This is a genomic window from Bradyrhizobium sp. 2S1, assembly GCF_011516625.5.
GTDB classification, from domain to species: domain Bacteria; phylum Pseudomonadota; class Alphaproteobacteria; order Rhizobiales; family Xanthobacteraceae; genus Bradyrhizobium; species Bradyrhizobium septentrionale.
The window spans coordinates 6,779,238-6,801,807 of record NZ_CP147717.1; the positions used below are offsets into that span (position 1 = coordinate 6,779,238).

Annotated in this window: 14 protein-coding genes; 9 read left to right on the forward strand and 5 right to left on the reverse strand. The window is 60.9% G+C overall.

The window, feature by feature from the left end; all coding sequences use genetic code 11:
* Window positions 1–95 precede the first annotated feature (95 nt).
* The 3 genes from HAP54_RS31840 to HAP54_RS31850 all read left to right on the forward strand — a co-directional run bounded on the left by HAP54_RS31840 (window position 96) and on the right by HAP54_RS31850 (window position 11,061).
* The gene (locus tag HAP54_RS31840; protein ID WP_166294186.1) at window positions 96–7,751 is read left to right on the forward strand and encodes an Ig-like domain-containing protein; all 7,656 of its coding nucleotides are present in this window, start codon (window positions 96–98) and stop codon (window positions 7,749–7,751) included.
* Window positions 7,752–7,969: 218 nt separating this feature from the next.
* Window positions 7,970–9,682 carry a type I secretion system permease/ATPase gene (locus HAP54_RS31845; protein ID WP_166294188.1) on the forward strand — a complete coding sequence of 571 codons (1,713 nt, stop codon included), beginning with the start codon at window positions 7,970–7,972 and terminating at the stop codon, window positions 9,680–9,682.
* 8 nt (window positions 9,683–9,690) lie between these two features.
* The gene (locus HAP54_RS31850; protein ID WP_224741698.1) at window positions 9,691–11,061 is read left to right on the forward strand and encodes an HlyD family type I secretion periplasmic adaptor subunit; all 1,371 of its coding nucleotides are present in this window, start codon (window positions 9,691–9,693) and stop codon (window positions 11,059–11,061) included.
* A gap of 826 nt (window positions 11,062–11,887) precedes the next feature.
* On the opposite strand, the gene HAP54_RS31855 is transcribed toward HAP54_RS31850, so the two are convergent.
* The 5 genes from HAP54_RS31855 to HAP54_RS31875 form a co-directional block, all read right to left on the reverse strand.
* Entirely contained in the window at window positions 11,888–12,265 is a 378-nt protein-coding gene (locus HAP54_RS31855) for a TadE/TadG family type IV pilus assembly protein (RefSeq protein WP_166294190.1), read from the reverse strand.
* 2 nt (window positions 12,266–12,267) lie between these two features.
* Entirely contained in the window at window positions 12,268–12,846 is a 579-nt protein-coding gene (locus HAP54_RS31860) for a TadE/TadG family type IV pilus assembly protein (RefSeq protein ID WP_166294192.1), read from the reverse strand.
* A complete protein-coding gene (locus HAP54_RS31865) occupies window positions 12,843–14,168 on the reverse strand; it encodes a TadE/TadG family type IV pilus assembly protein (protein WP_166294194.1) in 1,326 nt (441 codons plus the stop codon). Before HAP54_RS31865 ends, HAP54_RS31860 begins: the two co-directional genes overlap by 4 nt.
* A 621-nt stretch (window positions 14,169–14,789) precedes the next feature.
* Window positions 14,790–15,461, reverse strand: coding sequence for a hypothetical protein (locus HAP54_RS31870; protein WP_166294196.1), 672 nt, complete (start codon window positions 15,459–15,461; stop codon window positions 14,790–14,792).
* 93 nt (window positions 15,462–15,554) lie between these two features.
* Complete coding sequence (locus HAP54_RS31875) at window positions 15,555–16,826, reverse strand: hypothetical protein (RefSeq protein WP_166294198.1); 1,272 nt, start codon at window positions 16,824–16,826, stop codon at window positions 15,555–15,557.
* Between the two features lie 981 nt (window positions 16,827–17,807).
* Between HAP54_RS31875 and HAP54_RS31880 the strand changes: the two genes are divergently transcribed.
* The 6 genes from HAP54_RS31880 to HAP54_RS31905 all read left to right on the forward strand — a co-directional run bounded on the left by HAP54_RS31880 (window position 17,808) and on the right by HAP54_RS31905 (window position 22,569).
* Window positions 17,808–18,101, forward strand: a complete 294-nt coding sequence (locus tag HAP54_RS31880; protein WP_166294200.1) for a hypothetical protein — start codon at window positions 17,808–17,810, stop codon at window positions 18,099–18,101.
* Window positions 18,102–18,180: 79 nt separating this feature from the next.
* Entirely contained in the window at window positions 18,181–19,695 is a 1,515-nt protein-coding gene (locus HAP54_RS31885) for a hypothetical protein (protein ID WP_224741696.1), read from the forward strand.
* A 493-nt stretch (window positions 19,696–20,188) separates the two neighbouring features.
* A complete protein-coding gene (locus HAP54_RS31890) occupies window positions 20,189–20,389 on the forward strand; it encodes a Flp family type IVb pilin (protein ID WP_029085699.1) in 201 nt (66 codons plus the stop codon).
* A gap of 999 nt (window positions 20,390–21,388) precedes the next feature.
* Window positions 21,389–21,625, forward strand: coding sequence for a Flp family type IVb pilin (locus HAP54_RS31895; protein WP_414646154.1), 237 nt, complete (start codon window positions 21,389–21,391; stop codon window positions 21,623–21,625).
* A 132-nt stretch (window positions 21,626–21,757) separates the two neighbouring features.
* Window positions 21,758–21,967, forward strand: a complete 210-nt coding sequence (locus tag HAP54_RS31900; RefSeq protein ID WP_166294202.1) for a hypothetical protein — start codon at window positions 21,758–21,760, stop codon at window positions 21,965–21,967.
* 95 nt (window positions 21,968–22,062) lie between these two features.
* Window positions 22,063–22,569: an A24 family peptidase gene (locus HAP54_RS31905; protein WP_166294204.1), complete on the forward strand. Its 507-nt coding sequence runs from the start codon at window positions 22,063–22,065 to the stop codon at window positions 22,567–22,569.
* Window position 22,570 lies beyond the last annotated feature (1 nt).

Below are 22,570 nucleotides of genomic sequence, written 5' to 3' on the forward strand. Positions count from 1 at the left end.
GCAACGACAAAATCGTAAGGCCCCGCGTTCAGCATAACCCGGCAGGAATCCACTTAAATCCCGCGGGGCGCTGTCCAAACAACCGGCGCCAGCTCTTGGCGACTCAAACCACTGGCGGCGGCAGCACCACTTCCTTTGGCAATACGCCCCAAGCTCAAGACGATGTTTTCACCAGTGCTTCGACCGGGCTGACGGAAAACAGCGCGAATATCGTCTACCTGGACGTCATGGGAAATGATCTGGGCGGTAATGCCAAGACACTGTTCTCGATTGACAATGGCACCAGCGCAGTTGGCATCCAAACCGACCTTTTGACGCAAGATACCGTTCGCGCCGAGGCGACGAGTAGCGACTACAGTATGAAGGGGGCCCACATCTGGATCACTTCGGATGGCAAAGTTGGTTACGACGCGGGCACTTTAGACCCTGCCTTTCGGGCCCAGCTGGACGCGCTGCAATCAGGTCAGTTCCTCAGTGATACCTTCACGTACGCTATTCGTCTCGGCAACGGTACGCTGAGCTGGGCCACCGCAACGGTGCAATTTGCCGGATCGAACGATGCGGCGGTCTTGGACCTTGATGCTAACAATTCGAGCGGTGTTAGTGGTTCCGGCTACCAAGCCACTTTCACCGAAAACGGCGTCCCGATTTCTATCGCCGATATCGATGCCACGATTGCGGACGTCGACAACACAACGATGCAGTCAGCGACCATCCGACTGACCAATGCACAAGCGAGCGACATCCTTGCCATCAATGGCTCGCTTCCCAGCGGTATCACAGTAGCGATCAATACCTCCGTTTCGGGACAGATTACCGTTACACTGACAGGTTCGGCGAGCCTCTCGGCTTACCAAAATGCGATCAAGCAGGTCGTATTCAGCAACTCCAGCGATAATCCGAGCACGGTTGATCGCACTATCACGGTGGTAGTGAACGACGGCAGCGCCAACAGCAATACGGCGACCTCGACTATCCATGTCACGGCCGTGAATGACGCGGCGGTCCTGGATCTCGACGCCAACAACTCAAGCACCGTGACGGGCTCCGGCTATGCGACGACTTTTACTGACACTGGGGCCGCCGTTGCGATTGCCGATTCCGATGTCGGTATTACCGATCCCGATAACGCGACTATGCAATCGGCAACGGTGACGCTGACGAACGCCAAGGCTGGTGACGTATTGAGCATCGGTGGGGGACTTCCGTCCGGGATCGTTGCTAGTATCAATACGTCAGTCTCCGGCGTAATTACCGTTACCCTTACTGGGTCGGCAAGTCTCGCGTCCTATCAGACCGCGCTCCATCAAGTTGTTTTCAGCACCAGCGCTAACCCGGACACATCTGATCGCAACATTTCGGTTGTCGTAAACGACGGTGGCGTCAACAGCAATACGGCGATCTCGACGATTCACGTTGTAGATGCCACGAAGCCGGCAGTTACGTCCGTGGCGCTGAACGATCCGCATATTACCGATTCCGACAGCGGTCATACGGTCACCGCCACCATCACCTTCTCGGAGGCGATGAACACGGGCGTTGCTCCGACGGTGGCCAACAATGCCGGGACGACGCTGACCAACCCGACCAACGGCCACTGGACCGACGCGACCCACTACACGGTGGACTACACGGTCACCGATGCCAATGTGACGCTGGCCAACATCACCTTCAACGTGTCTGGCGCCAAGGATCTGGCCGGCAACAGTCAGGTGGCGGCCTCGAACGTCTCCTCGGGCACCGATATCGACACCCAGAACGCGACGGTCGTCTCGGTGGCGCTGAACGATGCGCATATTACCGATTCCGACAGCGGTCATACGGTCACCGCCACCATCACCTTCTCGGAGGCGATGAACACGGGCGTTGCTCCGACGGTGGCCAACAATGCCGGGACGACGCTGACCAACCCGACCAACGGCCACTGGACCGACGCGACCCACTACACGGTGGACTACACGGTCACCGATTCCAATGTGATGCTGGCCAACATCACCTTCAACGTGTCTGGCGCCAAGGATTTGGCCGGCAACACCCAGGTGGCGGCCTCGAACGTCTCCTCGGGCACCGATATCGACACGCAGAACGCGACGGTCGTCTTGGTGGCGCTGAACGATGCGCATATTACCGACTCCGACAGCGGTCATACGGTCACCGCCACCATCACCTTCTCGGAAGCGATGGACCAGACATCGACACCGGTCATCACTCACAATGCAGCGGGCACGCTTACCAGCCCGGCGAATGGCCATTGGGTCGACGCTACCCATTATGCAGTGAGCTACACTGAGGCTGATGCCAACGTCGAACTCGCCGATATCACCTTTAGTGTGTCGGGAGCGAAGGATCTCGCCGGTAACACTCAGACGTCGGCGACCAATATCGGTACGGGAACGTCGGTCGACACCAGTGCGGACGTCGGCGCCGACCTGGCGCTGAGCATCACCGACACCACCATCAACAACAGCGAGAAGACCGCGGCCGGCTTCTCGGTTGCCGGCCTCGATGCCGACGCCACCGGCGTCGTCACCTTCAGCGACGGCACCCACCATGTCGACGTCAACGTTTCGGCCAACGGCTCCTACAGCGCCGACCTGTCGACGCTCACCGACGGCCCGATCAGCTCGGTCCTCAACGTCACCGACGATGCCGGCAATACGGCCTCGGCCAACGGCGCCCCGATCGACCTCGACACCAGTGCGGACGTCGGCGCCGACCTGGCGCTGAGCATCACCGACACCACCATCAACAACAGCGAGAAGACCGCGGCCGGCTTCTCGGTTGCCGGCCTCGATGCCGACGCCACCGGCGTCGTCACCTTCAGCGACGGCACCCACCATGTCGACGTCAACGTTTCGGCCAACGGCTCCTACAGCGCCGACCTGTCGACGCTCACCGACGGCCCGATCAGCTCGGTCCTCAACGTCACCGACGATGCCGGCAATACGGCCTCGGCCAACGGCGCCCCGATCGACCTCGACACCAGTGCGGACGTCGGCGCCGACCTGGCGCTGAGCATCACCGACACCACCATCAACAACAGCGAGAAGACCGCGGCCGGCTTCTCGGTTGCCGGCCTCGATGCCGACGCCACCGGCGTCGTCACCTTCAGCGACGGCACCCACCATGTCGACGTCAACGTTTCGGCCAACGGCTCCTACAGCGCCGACCTGTCGACGCTCACCGACGGCCCGATCAGCTCGGTCCTCAACGTCACCGACGATGCCGGCAATACGGCCTCGGCCAACGGCGCCCCGATCGACCTCGACACCAGTGCGGACGTCGGCGCCGACCTGGCGCTGAGCATCACCGACACCACCATCAACAACAGCGAGAAGACCGCGGCCGGCTTCTCGGTTGCCGGCCTCGATGCCGACGCCACCGGCGTCGTCACCTTCAGCGACGGCACCCACCATGTCGACGTCAACGTTTCGGCCAACGGCTCCTACAGCGCCGACCTGTCGACGCTCACCGACGGCCCGATCAGCTCGGTCCTCAACGTCACCGACGATGCCGGCAATACGGCCTCGGCCAACGGCGCCCCGATCGACCTCGACACCAGTGCGGACGTCGGCGCCGACCTGGCGCTGAGCATCACCGACACCACCATCAACAACAGCGAGAAGACCGCGGCCGGCTTCTCGGTTGCCGGCCTCGATGCCGACGCCACCGGCGTCGTCACCTTCAGCGACGGCACCCACCATGTCGACGTCAACGTTTCGGCCAACGGCTCCTACAGCGCCGACCTGTCGACGCTCACCGACGGCCCGATCAGCTCGGTCCTCAACGTCACCGACGATGCCGGCAATACGGCCTCGGCCAACGGCGCCCCGATCGACCTCGACACCAGTGCGGACGTCGGCGCCGACCTGGCGCTGAGCATCACCGACACCACCATCAACAACAGCGAGAAGACCGCGGCCGGCTTCTCGGTTGCCGGCCTCGATGCCGACGCCACCGGCGTCGTCACCTTCAGCGACGGCACCCACCATGTCGACGTCAACGTTTCGGCCAACGGCTCCTACAGCGCCGACCTGTCGACGCTCACCGACGGCCCGATCAGCTCGGTCCTCAACGTCACCGACGATGCCGGCAATACGGCCTCGGCCAACGGCGCCCCGATCGACCTCGACACCAGTGCGGACGTCGGCGCCGACCTGGCGCTGAGCATCACCGACACCACCATCAACAACAGCGAGAAGACCGCGGCCGGCTTCTCGGTTGCCGGCCTCGATGCCGACGCCACCGGCGTCGTCACCTTCAGCGACGGCACCCACCATGTCGACGTCAACGTTTCGGCCAACGGCTCCTACAGCGCCGACCTGTCGACGCTCACCGACGGCCCGATCAGCTCGGTCCTCAACGTCACCGACGATGCCGGCAATACGGCCTCGGCCAACGGCGCCCCGATCGACCTCGACACCAGTGCGGACGTCGGCGCCGACCTGGCGCTGAGCATCACCGACACCACCATCAACAACAGCGAGAAGACCGCGGCCGGCTTCTCGGTTGCCGGCCTCGATGCCGACGCCACCGGCGTCGTCACCTTCAGCGACGGCACCCACCATGTCGACGTCAACGTTTCGGCCAACGGCTCCTACAGCGCCGACCTGTCGACGCTCACCGACGGCCCGATCAGCTCGGTCCTCAACGTCACCGACGATGCCGGCAATACGGCCTCGGCCAACGGCGCCCCGATCGACCTCGACACCAGTGCGGCGGCGCCGACAACCCTCGACCTGGCTGCGGCGGACGATACCGGGGCGCTCAACACCGACAACATCACCAAGAACACGTCGGGGCTGACGATCAGCGGCTCAGGTGAGACCGGGGCGACGGTGACCCTGTTCGACGACGCCAACAACAATGGCGTGGTGGACGCCGGCGAAAGCCTGGGCAGCACCACGGTGTCCGGCGGCACGTTCACTCTGGACGTCTCGCTGGTGGCAGGCACACACAACGTCCGTGCGATCCAGACCGACCTTGCCGGCAACGTCAGCGCGGCTTCAACCACGCATGCGCTCGACATCACGGTTGACACCACGGCGGCGGCGCCAACAACCCTTGACCTGGCTGCGGCGGACGATACCGGGGCGCTCAACACCGACAACATCACCAAGAACACATCGGGGCTGACGATCAGCGGCTCGGGTGAGACCGGGGCGACGGTGACCCTGTTCGACGACGCCAACAACAACGGCGTGGTGGACGCCGGCGAAAGCCTGGGCAGCACCTCGGTGTCCGGCGGCACGTTCACTCTGGACGTCTCGCTGGCGGCAGGCACACACAACGTCCGTGCGATCCAGACCGACCTTGCCGGCAACGTCAGCGCGGCTTCAACCACGCATGCGCTCGACATCACGGTTGACACCACGGCGGCGGCGCCAACAACCCTTGACCTGGCTGCGGCGGACGATACCGGGGCGCTCAACACCGACAACATCACCAAGAACACGTCGGGGCTGACGATCAGCGGCTCGGGTGAGACCGGGGCGACGGTGACCCTGTTCGACGACGCCAACAACAACGGCGTGGTGGACGCCGGCGAAAGCCTGGGCAGCACCACGGTGTCCGGCGGCACGTTCACTCTGGACGTCTCGCTGGCGGCAGGCACACACAACGTCCGTGCGATCCAGACCGACCTTGCCGGCAACGTCAGCGCGGCTTCAACCACGCATGCGCTCGACATCACGGTTGACACCACGGCGGCGGCGCCAACAACCCTTGACCTGGCTGCGGCGGACGATACCGGGGCGCTCAACACCGACAACATCACCAAGAACACATCGGGGCTGACGATCAGCGGCTCGGGTGAGACCGGGGCGACGGTGACCCTGTTCGACGACGCCAACAACAACGGCGTGGTGGACGCCGGCGAAAGCCTGGGCAGCACCACGGTGTCCGGCGGCACGTTCACTCTGGACGTCTCGCTGGCGGCAGGCACACACAACGTCCGTGCGATCCAGACCGACCTTGCCGGCAACGTCAGCGCGGCTTCAACCACGCATGCGCTCGACATCACGGTTGACACCACGGCGCCCACGGTAACGGTGTCAAACCCCGGCACGGTGCCGAGCGGTCAGTCCGCGACAATAACATTCACGTTCAGTGAGGCGGTAGCTGGCTTCGACGCTACCGACGTGACGTCAAGTGGCGGGACGATGAATGCGGGCAGCTTTACCCAAGTAAATGCAACTACATGGACAGAGACATTCACCCACGGAAGCTCACAAAACAACTCCGTGAGTGTTGCGGCAAACAGCTACACCGACATAGCCGGGAATCTTGGAGCTGGTGACAGCAGCGGCAATATCCCAAAATCGCCGGCCGGAGTAGCGGGGCAGCCAATCAATTTGGGGCTAGATCCATCGATGGATCACGTCGGTCCCATAACGGTGACGGTCGCCGGGGTTCCGATGGATTGGACTCTGAGTGGAGGAACCAATAATGGTGACGGCTCCTGGACGGTTCGGGTGGACGATCCGTCGATATTGACGGTCACGACACCTACTTCTTATGCAGGAGCGATGATCCTCAATATCGCTGAGACTTGGGCCCATGCCGACGGTAGCTCGGAGAGCCTATTTGTTGTCGATAACGTTGAGGCTTATGCTGCGGGTAACTCCATCTTCGCCTGGTCTGGCAACGACCACCTGACCGGCTCGAGCGGCCACGACACGTTCGTGTTCTCCCAGCCGATCGGCAACGACGCCGTCCACAGCTTCGAGGTGTCGTCTGATGTCATCGACTTGATCAGCTACGGTTGGCAGAGCTTCGCGGACGTTCAGGCCCACACCGCGGACGACGCGAGCGGCAATGCCGTGATCACGCTGGCCGACGGCCAGACCATTACGCTTGACGGCGTCCACACGGCGGACCTGACCGCAGCGAACTTCGAGTTCGACGTGACACCGACGGTCGAAAATCCGGGCGCGATGACCATCGGTGACGGCGCGATGCTGCCGCTGTCGGGTGTCATCCACAACACCGGCGAGATCGACCTGCAGGCCTCTGGCGACGACACGCTGCTGCAGCTGATCCAGACCGGGATCACGCTCAACGGCGGCGGTCATGTGGTCCTGTCCGACGATGACCACAACGTCATTGCCGGAACGGTCTTGAACGTCACGCTCGACAACGTCGATAACGTGATCTCGGGTGCGGGCCAGCTCGGGCAGGGGAGCCTGACCCTGAGCAACGAGGGCATCATCAATGCCACCGGCACCCATGCCCTGGTGATCGATACCGGCGCCAACGTGATCGCCAACGCCGGCACGCTGGAGGCGACCGGTGCGGGTGGCCTGGTGCTCGCCAGTGCGGTGGCCAACAGCGGCCTGATTTGGGCCAATGGCGGCACCGTCACAGCAGAGGGTGAGGTTACCGGCAGTGGCAACGCCCTGATCAGCGGGGCCGGCACCATCGAGTTCGGGGCAGCCTCGGCGGCAGGTGTCACCTTCGACACGACCGCCGCTGGCCACCTGATCCTGGACGATGCCTTCCACTTCTCCGGCACGGTGAGCGGCCTCGATGGCAATGACGACATCGACATCAAGGGCATCAGCTTCGGCGCGGGCACCACGTTGAGCTACACGGAGAACCAGGCCGGGACCGGCGGCACTCTGACGGTTTCGGATGGCGCTCACACGGCCAACATCGTCCTGCTCGGTCAATACGATCCGACCGGATTTGCCGAGAAGGCCGACAGCACGAACGGCACAGTGATCACCTATGATCCGCACCACATCGCCTGAGGGGCGTGAACGCATCTACCATGGGAGAGAACCACGCGAGGAGAAGGCTAACCCCGTATGTTTACCCTCCTGCCTGTTTTGCGGCGGCGGCGGCTATCAACGCGGCCGTCGGCCATGCTAAATGGGGGGATTGGATGATTGATTTATTTGAATCTTTCGACTGCTGCCCAGGGGCAGCCAGCGATCATGTTTAGAAGGTGGCTCCGGCCAATTTCCGCGTGAGTATTCCCCGTAAAAAAGCGGATGAATTCCGGCAGTCGCTGCAAGCCTGCCAGAGCTATTTTGTCACTGCGGCCATATTCAGCCTGGCCATTAACCTTCTCTACCTGGCTGGCCCACTGTACATGCTGCAGGTCTATGACCGGGTGATCTCGAGCGCCAGCGAGATCACGCTGCTGATGCTGACGCTTGCGCTGTTGCTGGCGTTCATGGCACTAGCTGGACTCGATGCGGTCCGCGCACGTGTGTTGACACGCACCAGCATTCGCCTCGATCGGATGATCGCGCCGCGGGTGATGACCGCAATCATCGACCATTCGGCAAAAATCGGCGGCGCGCGCAGCCAGCTGCTCCGGGATTTTGATACGTTCCGCCAGTTCATCACCGGGTCTGGAATTCACGCTGTCTTCGATCTGCCGTGGTCGCCGATCTACATCGCGGTGATCTTTTGCCTGCACCCGTTCCTGGGCGCTTTTGCACTGGGATCTTCGATCATTCTGGTGCTGATGGCCTTTCTCAACGAATGGATCGTCAAACCTCCGCTCTCCGAATCCAGCGAGGCGGCAAATCGAAATTACAGTTTCACCGAGATGAGCCTGCGCAACACCGAAGTGGTGCGCGCCATGGGGATGACCGCGGGCCTCCTGAATCGCTGGAGTAGGGACCGCGACCGAATGCTGGAGCGCCAGGTCGCCGCGAGCGATCGCGCGGCGACGATGCAGAGCATGATCCGTTTCCTGCGGCTGTCGATGCAATCCTTGATCCTTGGTCTTGGTGCCTATCTGGTGATCGAGCGGATGACTACCGCCGGTGCCATGTTTGCCGCCAGCATCCTGCTTGGCCGCGCGTTGCAGCCGATTGAACAGATCGTTGGATCCTGGCGCAGTCTCGTCTCGGCCCGCGGCGCATTCCTGCGGGTGCGCGAGCTGTTGGGAGCCAATCCGCCGCGCCAATCAGGACTGACGCTGCCACGGCCCGAGGGCCGTCTTTCCGTCGAAGCGCTGTCCTTTGCCGCGCCTGGAACATCAAAGCCCATTCTGCGCGGTGTCACCTTCCAGATCGAACCGGGTGAGGTATTGGGGATTATCGGCCCCTCTGGCGCCGGCAAATCCACGCTGGCGCGTCATATTGTCGGCGTTCAGGCGCCATCTGCAGGGGCCGTTCGCCTCGACGGGTCTGACGTTTCGAGCTGGATCAGGTCGTCGCTCGGCGAGCATCTTGGCTATCTACCCCAGGATATCGAGCTGTTTGCCGATACGGTGGCCGCCAATATTTGTCGGTTCAAGGACGGAGACGACAAGGACATCATTCTGGCGGCGCGAATGGCCGACGTACACGAGATGATCCTGCGGCTCGTCGATGGCTACGATACCCAGGTCGGGGAGGGTGGCGCGATCCTGTCCGGAGGCTACCGCCAGCGCATCGGCCTCGCACGCGCGGTCTACGGCAATCCGAGCCTGGTCGTGCTCGATGAGCCCAGCTCGAACCTTGATGCCGAGGGCGACGCAGCGCTGGCCGACTGCATCACGCAGCTGAAGAAGCGCGGGACCACGGTGGTGATCATTTCCCATCGGCCGGCCACCATCGGCGTGGTCGACAAGATACTGGTGTTGCGAGAAGGCGTGGCCGAGATGTTCGGACCACGGAGCGAAATCCTGGCGCGCCTCACGCGGCCTGTGCCGGTTCCTGCAGTTCGGGGAGCGACCGGTTAGGAGAAATCATGACATTGCTTGATGTCTCAGATCCGTCGATGCGCCCCGGAGCCGCCCCGCGCGGGACAAAGCGCGCGAACAAGGATGGCGCGCCAAACGACTCCATTCGCAAGGTCTCTGTAGCGGGGTGGCTGATCATTGCCATCTTCTTCGGCGGCATCGGCACCTGGGCGGTGACGGCGCCGCTCAACGGGGCGGTGGTCGCCAATGCGGTCGTGAAGGTCGATGGCAACCGCAAGAGCCTCCAGCACCTCGACGGCGGTATCGTCAAGGAATTGCACGTCAGGGAAGGCGACAGGGTGCTCGCGGGCGACCTGTTGATCGTGCTGGACGAGACCCAGGCTCGCGCGGAGCACGAGGTGCTGACGCAGCAATATGCCGTGCTTCGTGCCTCGGAAGTCCGGCTGCTGACCGAGCTTGACCATGGCTCCCAACTTGTCATGCCGCCTGATCTGAAGGCGCGCTCTGATGATCCCTATTTCAAGAGCGTCTGGAACGGACAGGTCAGCCAGTTTGACACCCGCAGGGCGTCGCTCGAAGGGCAAAGAAGCGTCGTCCGCGAAAAGATCAATCAGCTGGGCTCCCAAATCGTTGGTTCGGAAGCGCAGGTGAAATCGTTCACCAATCAGATCGATTCAGTGCGCAAGGAGGCCAGGGACGTCGCTCCGCTCGTGGAGCGAGGGCTCATCGCCCGTCCGCGTATCCTGCAGCTGGAGCGGACGGCGTATGGTCTCGAAGGCCAGATCGCGGATGCAAACGCCAACATTGCCAAGGCGCGCCAGGCGATTGCGGAGCAGGAGCAGCAGATCGCCCAATTCGACAACGACCGGATGACCGACGTCACCAAGGACTTGCGCGACACCCAAGCCAGACTCCTGGAGGTCATCCCGAAGGCGATGAATGCCAAGGCGGTGCTGGGCCGGATGGAAATTCGCGCTCCCTATACCGGGCGGGTGGTTGGCCTCAGCGTGTTTTCGATGGGAGGCGTGATCCAGCGCGGCGACAAGATTTTGGACATCGTGCCTGACGAGGATTCGCTGACGATCGAAGCCCAGGTCGCGGTCGAGGACATCAGCGACGTCCACCCGAACACGCGCGCGGAAGTTCACCTGACGGCCTACAAGCAGCGGATCGTTCCGATCATTCACGGCGACGTCATTCAGGTCTCGGCCGACCGCTTGACGGACCCCAAGACCAACAATCCCTATTACACGGCCTACGTTCGGATCGACCAGGACGAACTGGCGACCATGCCCAACATCCACCTTTATCCGGGAATGCCGGCAACTGTGATGATCCCGACGATTCAGCGAACCGCGTTTGATTACATCATGGGGCCGCTTGTGATGTCGTTCAATCATTCGTTCCGGCAGAAGTGAGGCTTGGACCGATCCCTTGAGGCCAGTCTGGTTCCCTGGCGCCTAATTGTTTTGAAGTCGCTGTTGCCCCCCTGCCACCAATAATGCTGCTGTGCAGGTCTATGCTGCTCCCCGCAACAGGGCGCTCTCATGTATGACATATACTTGGGTGGGAAAAACGATCTGCTGGTTATCCGGCGTGGACTTCCCATCCCTTCGAAGTTAGGCGGAAACTGGCGCAAAAAGAAACGCACCGTGCGATCGGTGAGCGAAAGAATTCGGGAGGACGTCGAAAAGCGTGGCTACCACTGGCGCAAGCTGGCCAGTCGGGTTCGATGAGACAGGTACGTTGAAGAGCACGTTCTGCTTCACGCTCGCCTTAAGGCTCTGGTTACCGTTTTCGGCCAGCATTCGCTATTGCAGGTAGGTCGCGATCAGCGACAGCGAAGGTTCGATACAACGTGAAACTCGACAGCCCGGTTGGCGGTCTCTTTCGTAGGGGAGGCCCATTATGATCAAGGGCTTCGCGGTAGCCGCATTGGTGGTGCTGGGAGCATCGCAAGTAGACCAGTATCTCACGCATGGTCGGTACACCGACGCGACGCTGGCTATGCTGAGGCAGATCAGGCACTCATTTCGCATTTGAAACGCGGCGCGCCAACACACGCACCAGCTCCAGCCTGTCTGCGCCAGTGTTGGGGGATTCGGAGCAGTCTAGATTAGGCCGGGGAGGGCAATCATCCGGCGCCGCTCAGGCGAGTAGGCCCGGCCTCGCACGGACGCAACGCGTCCAGGCGGGAGCATGCATTTCTTAGATGCTAACCGGCGACGTCGGAACGATTCAATCTCAGGGAAAGCAGGCCGTCGCCGAGATCGGAATCACCAATGTCCTGGAGCCCACATTCATTGAATAGTTGACCGACGCGCTGACCGAATTGCCGCAAGCAGCAGCGGTATAGGTGAAGGTGGGTGATACATCTGGGCCGAAATACCGGCTCTTGGTGTAGGCAACCGTTGTCGCGGCATCCGAGCAGACGGTGGTTTTGACTGATGCACACCTGGCGCCGTCTTCTACGGCAAAGTGGAGGCTGCCAATCAGAAAGAGACCGACGCATAGCGTGATGGTGCCGACAAGGAGCGCGATCAGAATGGGCGCAATAAGAGCGAATTCGACCGCTGTCGTTCCTCCTTGATCGAGCTGCAAAGTTTTCAGGAGCTTTCGCACGGTCAGCCTAATCTGATCATTGCCGTTCCGGTGAGGGGAGTCGGGAGACCGCTGGCGATACTGAGGCCCGGGAATAATGGCGTGTAGGTAAACGTTGTTTGCACAACGATGTAGTCACCAGGCTGCAAGGTTGGCATGCCGGCGGCAGAGCAATCAGCAGGCTTTGACGTGACGTCGCTGACGTACTGCAGCGCGTTCGACGAATTGATGCAGTAATACCCCTCCGACGGCGACCCCGAGATCATCGAGACGCGCGTCCCCAGGGACGTGCTCTGAAGGGCATTCTGCATGGCCGTTGATAGCCCGGGGCAATTCGTCGTTGCCGGCAGATGGGATAGATCGCAGCTCTTCCAGGCGGCTTGGCCGGCCGCCTGGGTGGCGTTCTCTACCTGCATTCGCTGGTAGATGTAGAACGATACGTCGGTGACGTTGGCGAGCGCGAGCGCGAGGATGATCACGAAAAGACCGAATTCGACCGCCGCGACGCCGCGCTGGTCGGCGGCGATTGCCTTAATCTGATCAGCGAAGCCGAACGCTGGTTTGTGTGACGCCCTCAGCCACGTCGGGAGTCCCGGTTTCATAGGACCAACATCGCTCTGCCCGGGATCGTCGTAGATGGCATCGACAATCCCGCGGGGATACATTCGCCATTCGGCAGGATCATCCCTGTTCCGTTCACGGTGATGTCCTTGACGACCAGGGCAAAGCAGGACTTTCCGAACCCGGCCTTGTTGACGGCGCCGCTCAATGTGACGCTCGAATTCGGCAGATAGACAAGACCAGTGATATTCCACGCCGGGCTATTGCCGGCCGCCGAAATATCCACGCCGTTGGTTAGCTTCGGATCTTGGTAGATGGCGACGCCCGACCAGGTTCCAGATGTCGGTGCGGCGATGTCGAGCGTGCCTCCGCCGGTAGGACCATGAGTGTATGAACCCGAATTATCGCCGGAGAAGATCACCGTGAGTCCGGTACCCTTGGTCGTCGCCAACGTGTAGCCGTTGGTGTCCAACTGACCGTTCTCGATGACCAGCACCGCCCCCGCCGGGGCGTCGATGGTGACATTTCCGGCGAGTTGGAGGTCACCACAGACCACGAAGGTACCGCCGAGCGACTGGGATCCGGACCATTGGTTACTGGCCGGTAACGCCGGATCTTTCTTTTTGGTAGGCTCCTGCGGATAGGAGCTGCAGGGGTCGGGTGGAATTTTGCTGGCGAGCGCGGCATAGGCATCGGAGACCGTGGGCACATTCGAATACTGCGTCACCCCGCAGCCGTTATTGGTGTTGTGCGCTGCACCGATCGGTGCCCCAAGGTTGCCGCCGTTGCATGTCGACCCCGTATTCGACATCGCGTTGCAGGCCATGTTGGCCTTCGGTGCGCCGTTGGACCGGATCCCTTGAGGCCCAAGCGCCAGCAAACAAAAGTCCGTCGGCGCGCTCGGCCGTTTTGCAACCGATGCGGCGCCGATCTGCTTTGCTGGGCCACCATTTAATGTTGCGTCACCTCTGTATCCAACAACCTGCGACAAATACAGCGGCACATACCCTGAAATGGTCGCGCTATAGCAGTTGTTGCCGCCGCCTGGACATGCTGCCGAGTTGGAAACGGTGACGCTGACGTTGCCGACACCATCTACAAACCCATATCGCGACGCGACCGCCTTGGCTTCGACATCGTAGTTTGAGCCGTTGTTGGTCGCCGCGGCGAGAGCGGCCGCATCGGCCGCGTTTTGCATGCCGCGCGTCCTCATGGACCAGTTCGATACCTCGAAGCCGATACCTAGGGCTCCGATCAGAGGAACGAGCAGGACACCCATGATCACGCTGACGGCGCCGCGCTGATCCGAGCGCAGGCGGCGGATATGAAAAAAAATCGAACAAACGGCCACGACAATCCTCATTGATCATTCACGAGGACCGGAAAGCACAAATCAATCGTCCACCCGTGACACAAATCCATTAAGAGAATGCCTATTTTTCCCGGAATAAGCGATGGAACGACTATTCAATTGCGCTCAGAATCTGAGGTGAATTCAGGTTTGTTTGCTAGATCTTCCTCAATTCCGGTGGAAACTACGGGCCGCGGGCGTGGTGAAAAGCGAAGGGTTGACGGAGGTATCGTAGGCCGCGGAAAGGCGGCCGCTCTCAGGCGATTCAATCTAGCTCTGGTCAGACCCCGTAGTCTTACGGATCAAGGTTAACTCTCGTGCCGCGTCCGGCTGGCCTGTTGCGGGGCCGCTCGCCAGGCCATCGAGCAGGAGGCGGAGCCAGAGTCCTAGCCGGCAACGGTCAACCTGAACGGCGCGGTCGGAATGTCGCAGCGGCTTTCCGGATCAGATCGCGCAGGCCGAGGCGAGGGCGGCCTTCGTCATCACGGCGACGGAGCTCGGACGTCCGCTGTTGCCGTTTCCCGAACTCCTCGATCGGGAGAGTGCTCTGCGCAAGGCATTGGCAGTGCAGGTGCAGGCGAGAACAATGTCCCTGCTCGATGGTCTAAGAGTGATCCGCGACCCACGGGGACGTCACAGCACGCATCCGCACCGGGCAGATTCGGCATAGGCCAAGAGCCTAGGGTCGGTGTCCGGATAGGCCTCGCAAAAGTCGTCGATGATCGCGGCGACTGTCTCTTGGTATTTTGGCTGCCAATGCCCCAACCCGTGCAGAGCGCTCTCCTGGCAAGCAATCGAGTCCAGTTGAACGGTACGCTGCATGGTACGCAGCGCACAGTCGTGGAGGGTTGGCAAGTTTGGATCGGTAGCAAGGGCGAGAGACGGAAAAACATCCCACCACATGTAGCAGACGCCGTTGAGGGGCCCGGCATCGACCTCGCTCAGGTGCGACAGATGTGGGGTGCAGCGCGGCTTGAACAGTCGCTCAAAAAAGGGCCCGATCGCCTCGATGCTGCGGATGCGCTCCTTAACCGGCACCTCGGTCGAGCAAAACCATCCGCTGTCGCCGGATGCCATCGTGTTGACTAGATAAGTCAGGCCTTGCGCGATTTGGCGATCGGCGAACCCTTCCAATGCTGGCTCCGGGTTTTCAAATAAGCGGGTGAGATAGGCTATGGCCTGAGCGGGCGCCGGATCCCACCAATCGTGGCCGGGATCGAAGTACCAAGGTGCCTGCTGAAGGCGAACTGCGCGTCCAAACGCGTGCTCAAGCCATTCCTCAAAAGTGAGCTCTTGCAGGCGCATCACAAAGACCCCGACCAGCCAAGTCCGCAGACCAAATTTTCCTGGTGAGTTCAGCGAACTGGCGTTCGAACAATGACGCGGTCCATTCTCCCCCTAATGCAACGCGACAGATCGACCCTTGGCCTCCTGGATGCCGCCGGCAAGGGCCTTAGCGTATAGCTCGCGCGCCTTCGTCACATCGCCGCGCGTTCCGTAGGTCTTCCATGTGGAAAGAACGAGGGGATCATATGTCTCCGCGAGCATGAAGCTCGCCCGTGCGCTGCCCGTCTCGACAGCGCGCTCGAGCACGATCCGCGCTCCACCGATATCTCCCTGGCCGAGCAGGGCGCTGGCGCGCGCCAACAACCTGGCCACTTCTGGACCGCCTTGCGCCTCAGCGACCGCTGGCTGCTCGGTCGCAGCCACCATCGTGGCTTGAGTCAGCGTGGGTTCGCGACCCGGTGCCGGCGCCTCGGCCCGGTCGCGCTCCTTCTTCGGAGACTGTCGCAGCTCTGTCGTCGCGCTCTTGGCGGCCTTCTTCATCTGCACCGCTTCGTCACCGGCCTTGCTTGACAGCGCCATTTGGGTCTCGAGGTCCCGACGGGCCCTCGCAAGCTCGCGAGTCAGCGCCTCGGCCCTGTCGTGCTCCGTCTTCAAAGACTGTCGCAGCTCCGCGATGGCGCTCTCGGCGGCCTTCTTCGCCTGCACCGTCTCGTTAACTGCCTTGCTTGACAGCGCCAGTTGGGTCTCGAGGTCGCGCCGCGCTGTCGCAAGCTCGCCAGTCAGCGTCTCAGCCCTGTCGTGCTCCTTCTGCAGAGACCGTCGTAGCTCCGCCATCCCATTCGCGGCCTGACTGAGCTCCGTTGCCTGATCGCGTGCCTTGTTCGCCTGCGCTGCCCGCATCTCAATGATCTGCTGCGCGCTCGCCAGTTCATTTGCCAGGGCCTCTGCGCGGCGCCGCTCCTTTTCAGAAGACTGTTGCGCTTCCGGCTGCATTGCCTCCGCAGCTTGTTTGCCCTGCGCAGTATCCCGCGGTGCCTGTGCGATCGCCCGGTCGGCTTGCTGATGAAGCGCCGGATCCCGCGCCGATGAATCGGCCTTTTGCTGGTCTTCGCTTGGGACCTGGGTCTCCTTCTTGACGGCCTCCACATCTGCTATGCTTGGCCTGACGTTATCCTCCTCACCAATGTGTCGCGTCACATAGGCAACGAACTCGGCGTGGAAATACAAGCCGACGAGCGACGCCCCGACCATCACCGCGGCGATCGAGGAGATGGCGCGCCGCGCGGTCGGTCCGCGCTCCTGTTTGCTCTGCGCGGCCCGCGCTTCAACCAGGACGCCAGTGACCGGGTCCGCGTTCGTAACCAGACGAGTTAATTCCGTCACCCTCGCGCGTTCGGCCAGGCCCGAGGGGAAACAAAAGGAGCGGGGCCCTGGCGACGCCGGGGGGGGCAATCGATCCAGTTTCCTTTGGCGGAATTAATTCGTCTTGCAGAATAAATTCATCACCTTCCTCGGGAAGGTGCATTGTTAGCCAATGCGTCGCCGTGATCTCGCTTGGCTCGCCATTTTTCTTAATCCACCCGCGCCCGTCAGCCGACCAATGAGCAGATTCGAAGCTTCCGCCTACGTCATCCTCGAGAATGACGAATGTCCCATCCTTTGGAGCGGTGTCGATCACGCGGCGCATGCAAAAGACGCCTATTCGATGCGGTTATCCAATTTTCTAGAAGGACTTCGCCAATGCGCAGATTCTACTCCACCTCACCAAAGGCCTCAAGAAATAGTCATTTAGGTTTTTGGCGGTAGTCCGACCGCAGCACGGCGGCGGGCACCCACTAGGCTGCGCGCGCCATGGCCGCAGGCCGAACTTGTCCGCCACAGCGGCCGTTTTCAGGCGGCTGAAGGAGTCAAATCCGTATTTTTGCGGGTCAATGTTGACTCCCGTGCCAAAGCAGATCACCGCTTATGCGCGTGGAACGCCCTGTGACTGCGCCAGAGCTCTTTCGGCCTCGGTTATCGCCGCGTCCGTTGAGCGGAGCCAACTGTTGTCACTGCTGGCGCTGGTGCTGCCAGACAGGTTAATCCATGTGTAATTTGGCGATCCGAATACCAGCGTAGCGCCGGCTCCGAGCTCTCGATCAATCGCGTGAGGTGAGCCACCGCAAGCGCCGGTCGGGAGTCTCGCCAATCGCGCTCATGGTCAAAAAAGACCGGCGGCCCGTTGGATCGCACCTGTGGCCAAAGGCGCGTTTGAGCCAGTCCTCGTAGGTGAGATCTGTTAGCCGCACCGCACTGCCTGCTCTTCAGGTTCAAAGCGAAATGTCTAGCCCGATCATCACGCAGGCGGTGGAGCGGGCGTCCTGCGTGATCAAGGCGACGGAGCTCGCACGGCCGCTGCTTCCGTTTCCCGAATTGCTCGATCGGGAGAATGCCCTGCGCAAGGCGTTGGCAGGCCAGGTTCAGGCAAGGACAATGTCCCTGCTCGAGCGAAACGTGCAGATCCAGAAGCTTCATTCGCAGCTCCTCGAGGAAGCGCGCAGCCGGCAATCGGCAGCGCCGGCCGACGCCGGCAAGCCGCTGCTGGCGGTCGCGCAGTGGCGGCAATCGAACCCGGAGAGTTGCGGGCGGCTCGGAGGGGATGCCGGGACGTGTTATTGAGGGGAAATTTGAGCATCTCCGGTTGCGCCGACATTTCTAAGTTGACAATGATTGATATTGCGGGACGGGGACGGAGAGCATGCTTTCAAGCAATAATTCGCGTCAGGTCGATACAGCGACCGGGATAAGCCTGGATCCGGTGCGCCCCGATTACCTTAGGTCCTGGCTGCCACTCATATTCGCGGCGACGGCCTATCTGACGCTCATCACCAGGAGCGTCAGCCTGCTGAGCGACGCCGACATCTATTGGCATATCGTGGTCGGGCAGTGGATCATTGATCATCGTGCCGTACCGCACGTCGATCTGTTCTCCTTCACGATGCCCGGCGCGCCCTGGATAACCAGCGCGTGGTTGTCAGAAGTCCTTTACTACGCGGCGTTCAAATTGGCCGGATGGCCGGGACCTGTAATGCTTGCCGCGCTGTCGGCGTCCGCAGCATTTTTCCTGCTTACACGCCTGCTGCTGAAGAGATTGCCGAACGTGCCGGTCGTGCTGATGGTGGGGGCTGCAATCGCCATGACGGCGACGCACACGCTGGCCCGGCCGCACGTTCTGGTCTTTCCATTGATGGTGCTGTGGGCTAACACCCTGATAGAAGCGAGCGAACAACGACGAGCGCCTTCGCTCTGGTATCTGCCGCTCGTCACGCTCTGGGCGAACCTTCACGGCAGCTTTACGCTGGGCCTGGCGTTGATTGGGCCGTTCGCGTTGGAGGCCCTTTGGACCGCAGACAAATCCGCTCGCGTGACGGTCGCGCTGCAATGGCTCCGATTTGGGGGGCTTGCACTTGCAGCCGCCTGCATCACCCCGTATGGACCGGAATCGATCCTGGTCACACTGCGCATTTTGAAACTGGGATCCATTCTTTCAAAGATCGGCGAGTGGCAAGCGCTGGACTTCGGCGAAGCAAATCCGGTCTCGGTATGCTTGATCGGTGGCGCTGCCTACGCCCTGTATAGCGGGCTGAAGCTGCCTCCGATCAGGCTTGCCGTGTTGCTGGCGGTCATTTGGCAGACTCTCGCCCATGTACGCTATGTCGACGTTTTCGCACTGGTTGCGCCACTCCTCGTTGCCGGTCCATTAGGCCAGCACCTTTCATGGCCTCAGTCGCAACACAGCCGGAAAGTCGTGCAACCAGCAAGGACGGCGTTTGTCGCGGCTATCGCCGCCCTGGTTGTCGCGACAGGGGTGATAGTGGCGACGATGGACCACACGCCACCACTCGTTCCGCGCGTCGCCGTGGAAAAGATCAAGGAGTTGAAGGCAAATCGCGTTCTGAATGACTACTACTTCTGCGGATACCTGATCTTCCAGGGTATTCCGACGTTCGTCGATTCACGTGCCGAACTTTACGGGCCGGCCTTTCTCGCCCGCTATTCGCGAGCCCTTTCGCTTCAGGACATAGCGGACTTCGTCCGATTGCTTGACGAATACAAGATTGACACAACCCTGCTGCTTCCGTCTGCGCGAGCGGTGGGTCTGCTCGATCGAATGCCAGACTGGGAGAGGGCCTACGCGGACGAGGTGGCCGTCGTCCACGTTCGGCGCGCGCGTCCACAGAACGCGGAGCCCGGGAAAACTGGGATTCCCTAGAATGCCATTCGTCCGATTGCGATGGCGCTCTGCGACAGCGAGACATCGGGATGCGTCAACGCTGCTGTCTGTATGTTGAACGACGTTGGCAGGCCGAACCCCAGACGCCGGATCTTTGGAACGCTCGCGCCGTGCGGCCAGCGTAGGAACGCCAGTGCCGAAGGCCACAGAACAAGCGGAGGTGGCCGATGACATCATCCGATCGTCGCTTTTTTTGTAACTGGTCGTCCGATTGTTTCCAGGCAGCAACGGCTGGATACGAAACCGATACCGGCCAATGGCGTTGGCGCCGATTTTATTCGGGAATTTTCGGCAATTTCGTCGCACTTCATGCCTGTTCCCCGCGCAAATACGGGGGAGGCCTGCCACAGTAAGGTTAAGGAAGAATTAGCAGTGACAATTTTAGGCGAGATATTATAAAACTTAACGGTTGGCGGCTGGATTGTGCGCCGACCCTTTTTGTAAAATTCATCTGAGTAAAAGGATTTTTCCTATGTCGAAATTTTACATCCAGACCACGGAAGCTTTGAAGCAGCTTCGCGCCGACAAGGATGGCGTGGTGTCATTCGAGTACATCATCGTCGCAGCTTGCATCGTCGCCGTCGTGATTGCTGTGTTCAAGACTGACACGAGCATCTCTTCTGCCCTGGTCGGAGGCATCACCAAGATCTCCACCGCTATGTCCGGCCTCTGATTTGGCGGCTGGAAAGGGCCCGATTCTGAACCTTCGGGCGACGGTTTCAAATATCGGCGAGTGGAGGCCGCTGGACTTTGGCACGCCGGATCCCGTTACAGTCCGTATTCGGTCTGTGGCGGCCTAGGTCCTGTACGGCGGGCCGGAGCTGCCTCCACTCACCATTGTCTGCCATCTGGCAGACTCTGGCCATGACGCCATGTCCGACGTTTTCGCGCTGATTGTGCCGTTCTTCATGCCGGTCCGTTAAGGCCCGCATCCATCGCGGCATCCGGCGGGACGACCGGAAAATCATTCCCGCAGCACGGACGGCATTTATCGCAACTATCGCTGCTCTCGTTTTTGCGACCAGGCTGATCCTCGCGACGGCGGACCACATACCACCACTTGCTGTGGGTGCGCTCGATCGACTTGCCGGACTGTGAGGGGACCCATGCTCGTCCACGATCGGCCCGCCATCCAGAAAATGCGGATAGCGCGTAGGCCTGGTTGTTCGATATTCTCTGAAGCGATGGCGGTTCATGCGTGCGCTCGATCCGGATCGAGCGTCGGCACCACCGTCAAATCGGTTTCAACGTTGCTTGAAGCTGTGGGCAATCGAACGCGATCAAGCATCGGCTTGGCCGCAAGTTGCCATCGAGCCAGGGGATCTTTGCGCCCAAGCTGACGGGAATTTTGCGCGGAAGCCCTGCCGCCTTGCGCTTGCGCCCGCGTGCCCACGGTCGCCTTTTGGGCGTTTTTGTCGCAGTATTTCCCTTGCTTTCGCACCCGTGGAATTCCGCACCGTATTCGCACGGGACCGGCTCCCCCGAGGTTACCGAGCGTGGCAAAGTCCATGTGATCTCAGGAGATTCCGGTGATTGCTTGCATGGCAAACTGCCCAGGTGAGTCGCCCACGGCTGCGGCGGTAGGGTTAACAAACGATTACCGGGTGACAGGGAGCTAGCGAGATATTATAAGAAAATCCCAGTTGGCACCGGATTTTGAAGGCCAACGGTATTGCGTAAATTCATCTCAAAAAGGGATATTTTTCCTATGTTGAACGCTTACATCAAGACGACGGAAGCATTGAAGCGTCTCCGCACCGACAAGGACGGCGTGGTGTCATTCGAGTACATCATCGTCGCGGCTTGCATCGTCGCCGTGGTGATCGCCGTGTTCAAGACCGACACCAGCATCTCGTCTGCTCTGGCCGGGGGGATCACCAAGATCTCCGCCAAGATGGCTGGCCTCTGATTTTGACTTCTGGAAAGGGGCAGGCCTGCGCCTTCCCCTTTCCCCACTCTTTTGCAGATTTCATTTTACAGGTCGGATTAGACGCACGTTTCGTTTTGAAGAACCCCCTTAAGCCAAGGAAGGATTTTTCCGGTGTCGGGGTATTGCAAAAAGATTATTGATACTTTGAAGCCTCTCCTTAGGGACAGGCGCGGTGTGGTGTCCTTCGAATACATCATCCTCGCGGTTTGCGTTGTGGTCGTGGTGATTGCTGTGTTCAGTCCCGGCAACGATGTCGCGACGGCGCTCACGAGCGGGGTGATTGCGATCAGTTCTGCCATCGTCACCGCAGCTGGAACTTGATATCGCCGTCTGACGGAGACATTTGAAGCCACCGTTTTTTAAACCGCTACCGTTTTTGAAAAGTGGATTTTTTTATTTTTTGAGGCGTGTATTTGATGAGTTGGATTGTTCCCATAGCCGCGGGTCTGGAAATCCTGTTGTTGCTGTATGTGGCAACGATCGATGTCGCGACGCGACTGATCCGAAACGAGATTTGTCTGGCGCTGGCGTTGCTCGGGATCGTCAGCCAATTGGCCAGCCCGATGCAAGTTGCGCAATCGCTGATCGTCGCTGCGATCCTGTTTCTGCTGCTGCTGGTCATCTACACGCGGGGTTCGATTGGCGGCGGTGACGTCAAGTTGCTGGTTGCCCTGGCGGTTGGCCTGCCGCTTGCGGGCGTGGTCCAGTTGCTGACCATTACCGCGCTTGCCGGCGGCGTTCTTGCCCTCGCGCATCTGGTGATGCGCAACCTGCCATATCCGAGACTGGCTCCCGCCGGATCGTCGTTCGCGCGGCGGGTCTACGCGGTAGAGCGCTGGCGCCATTTGCGGCACGCACCGCTGCCGTATGGCGTTGCCATAGCCTGCGGTGGCATCTGGACGATTTTGAGCAAAGGATTTTGAG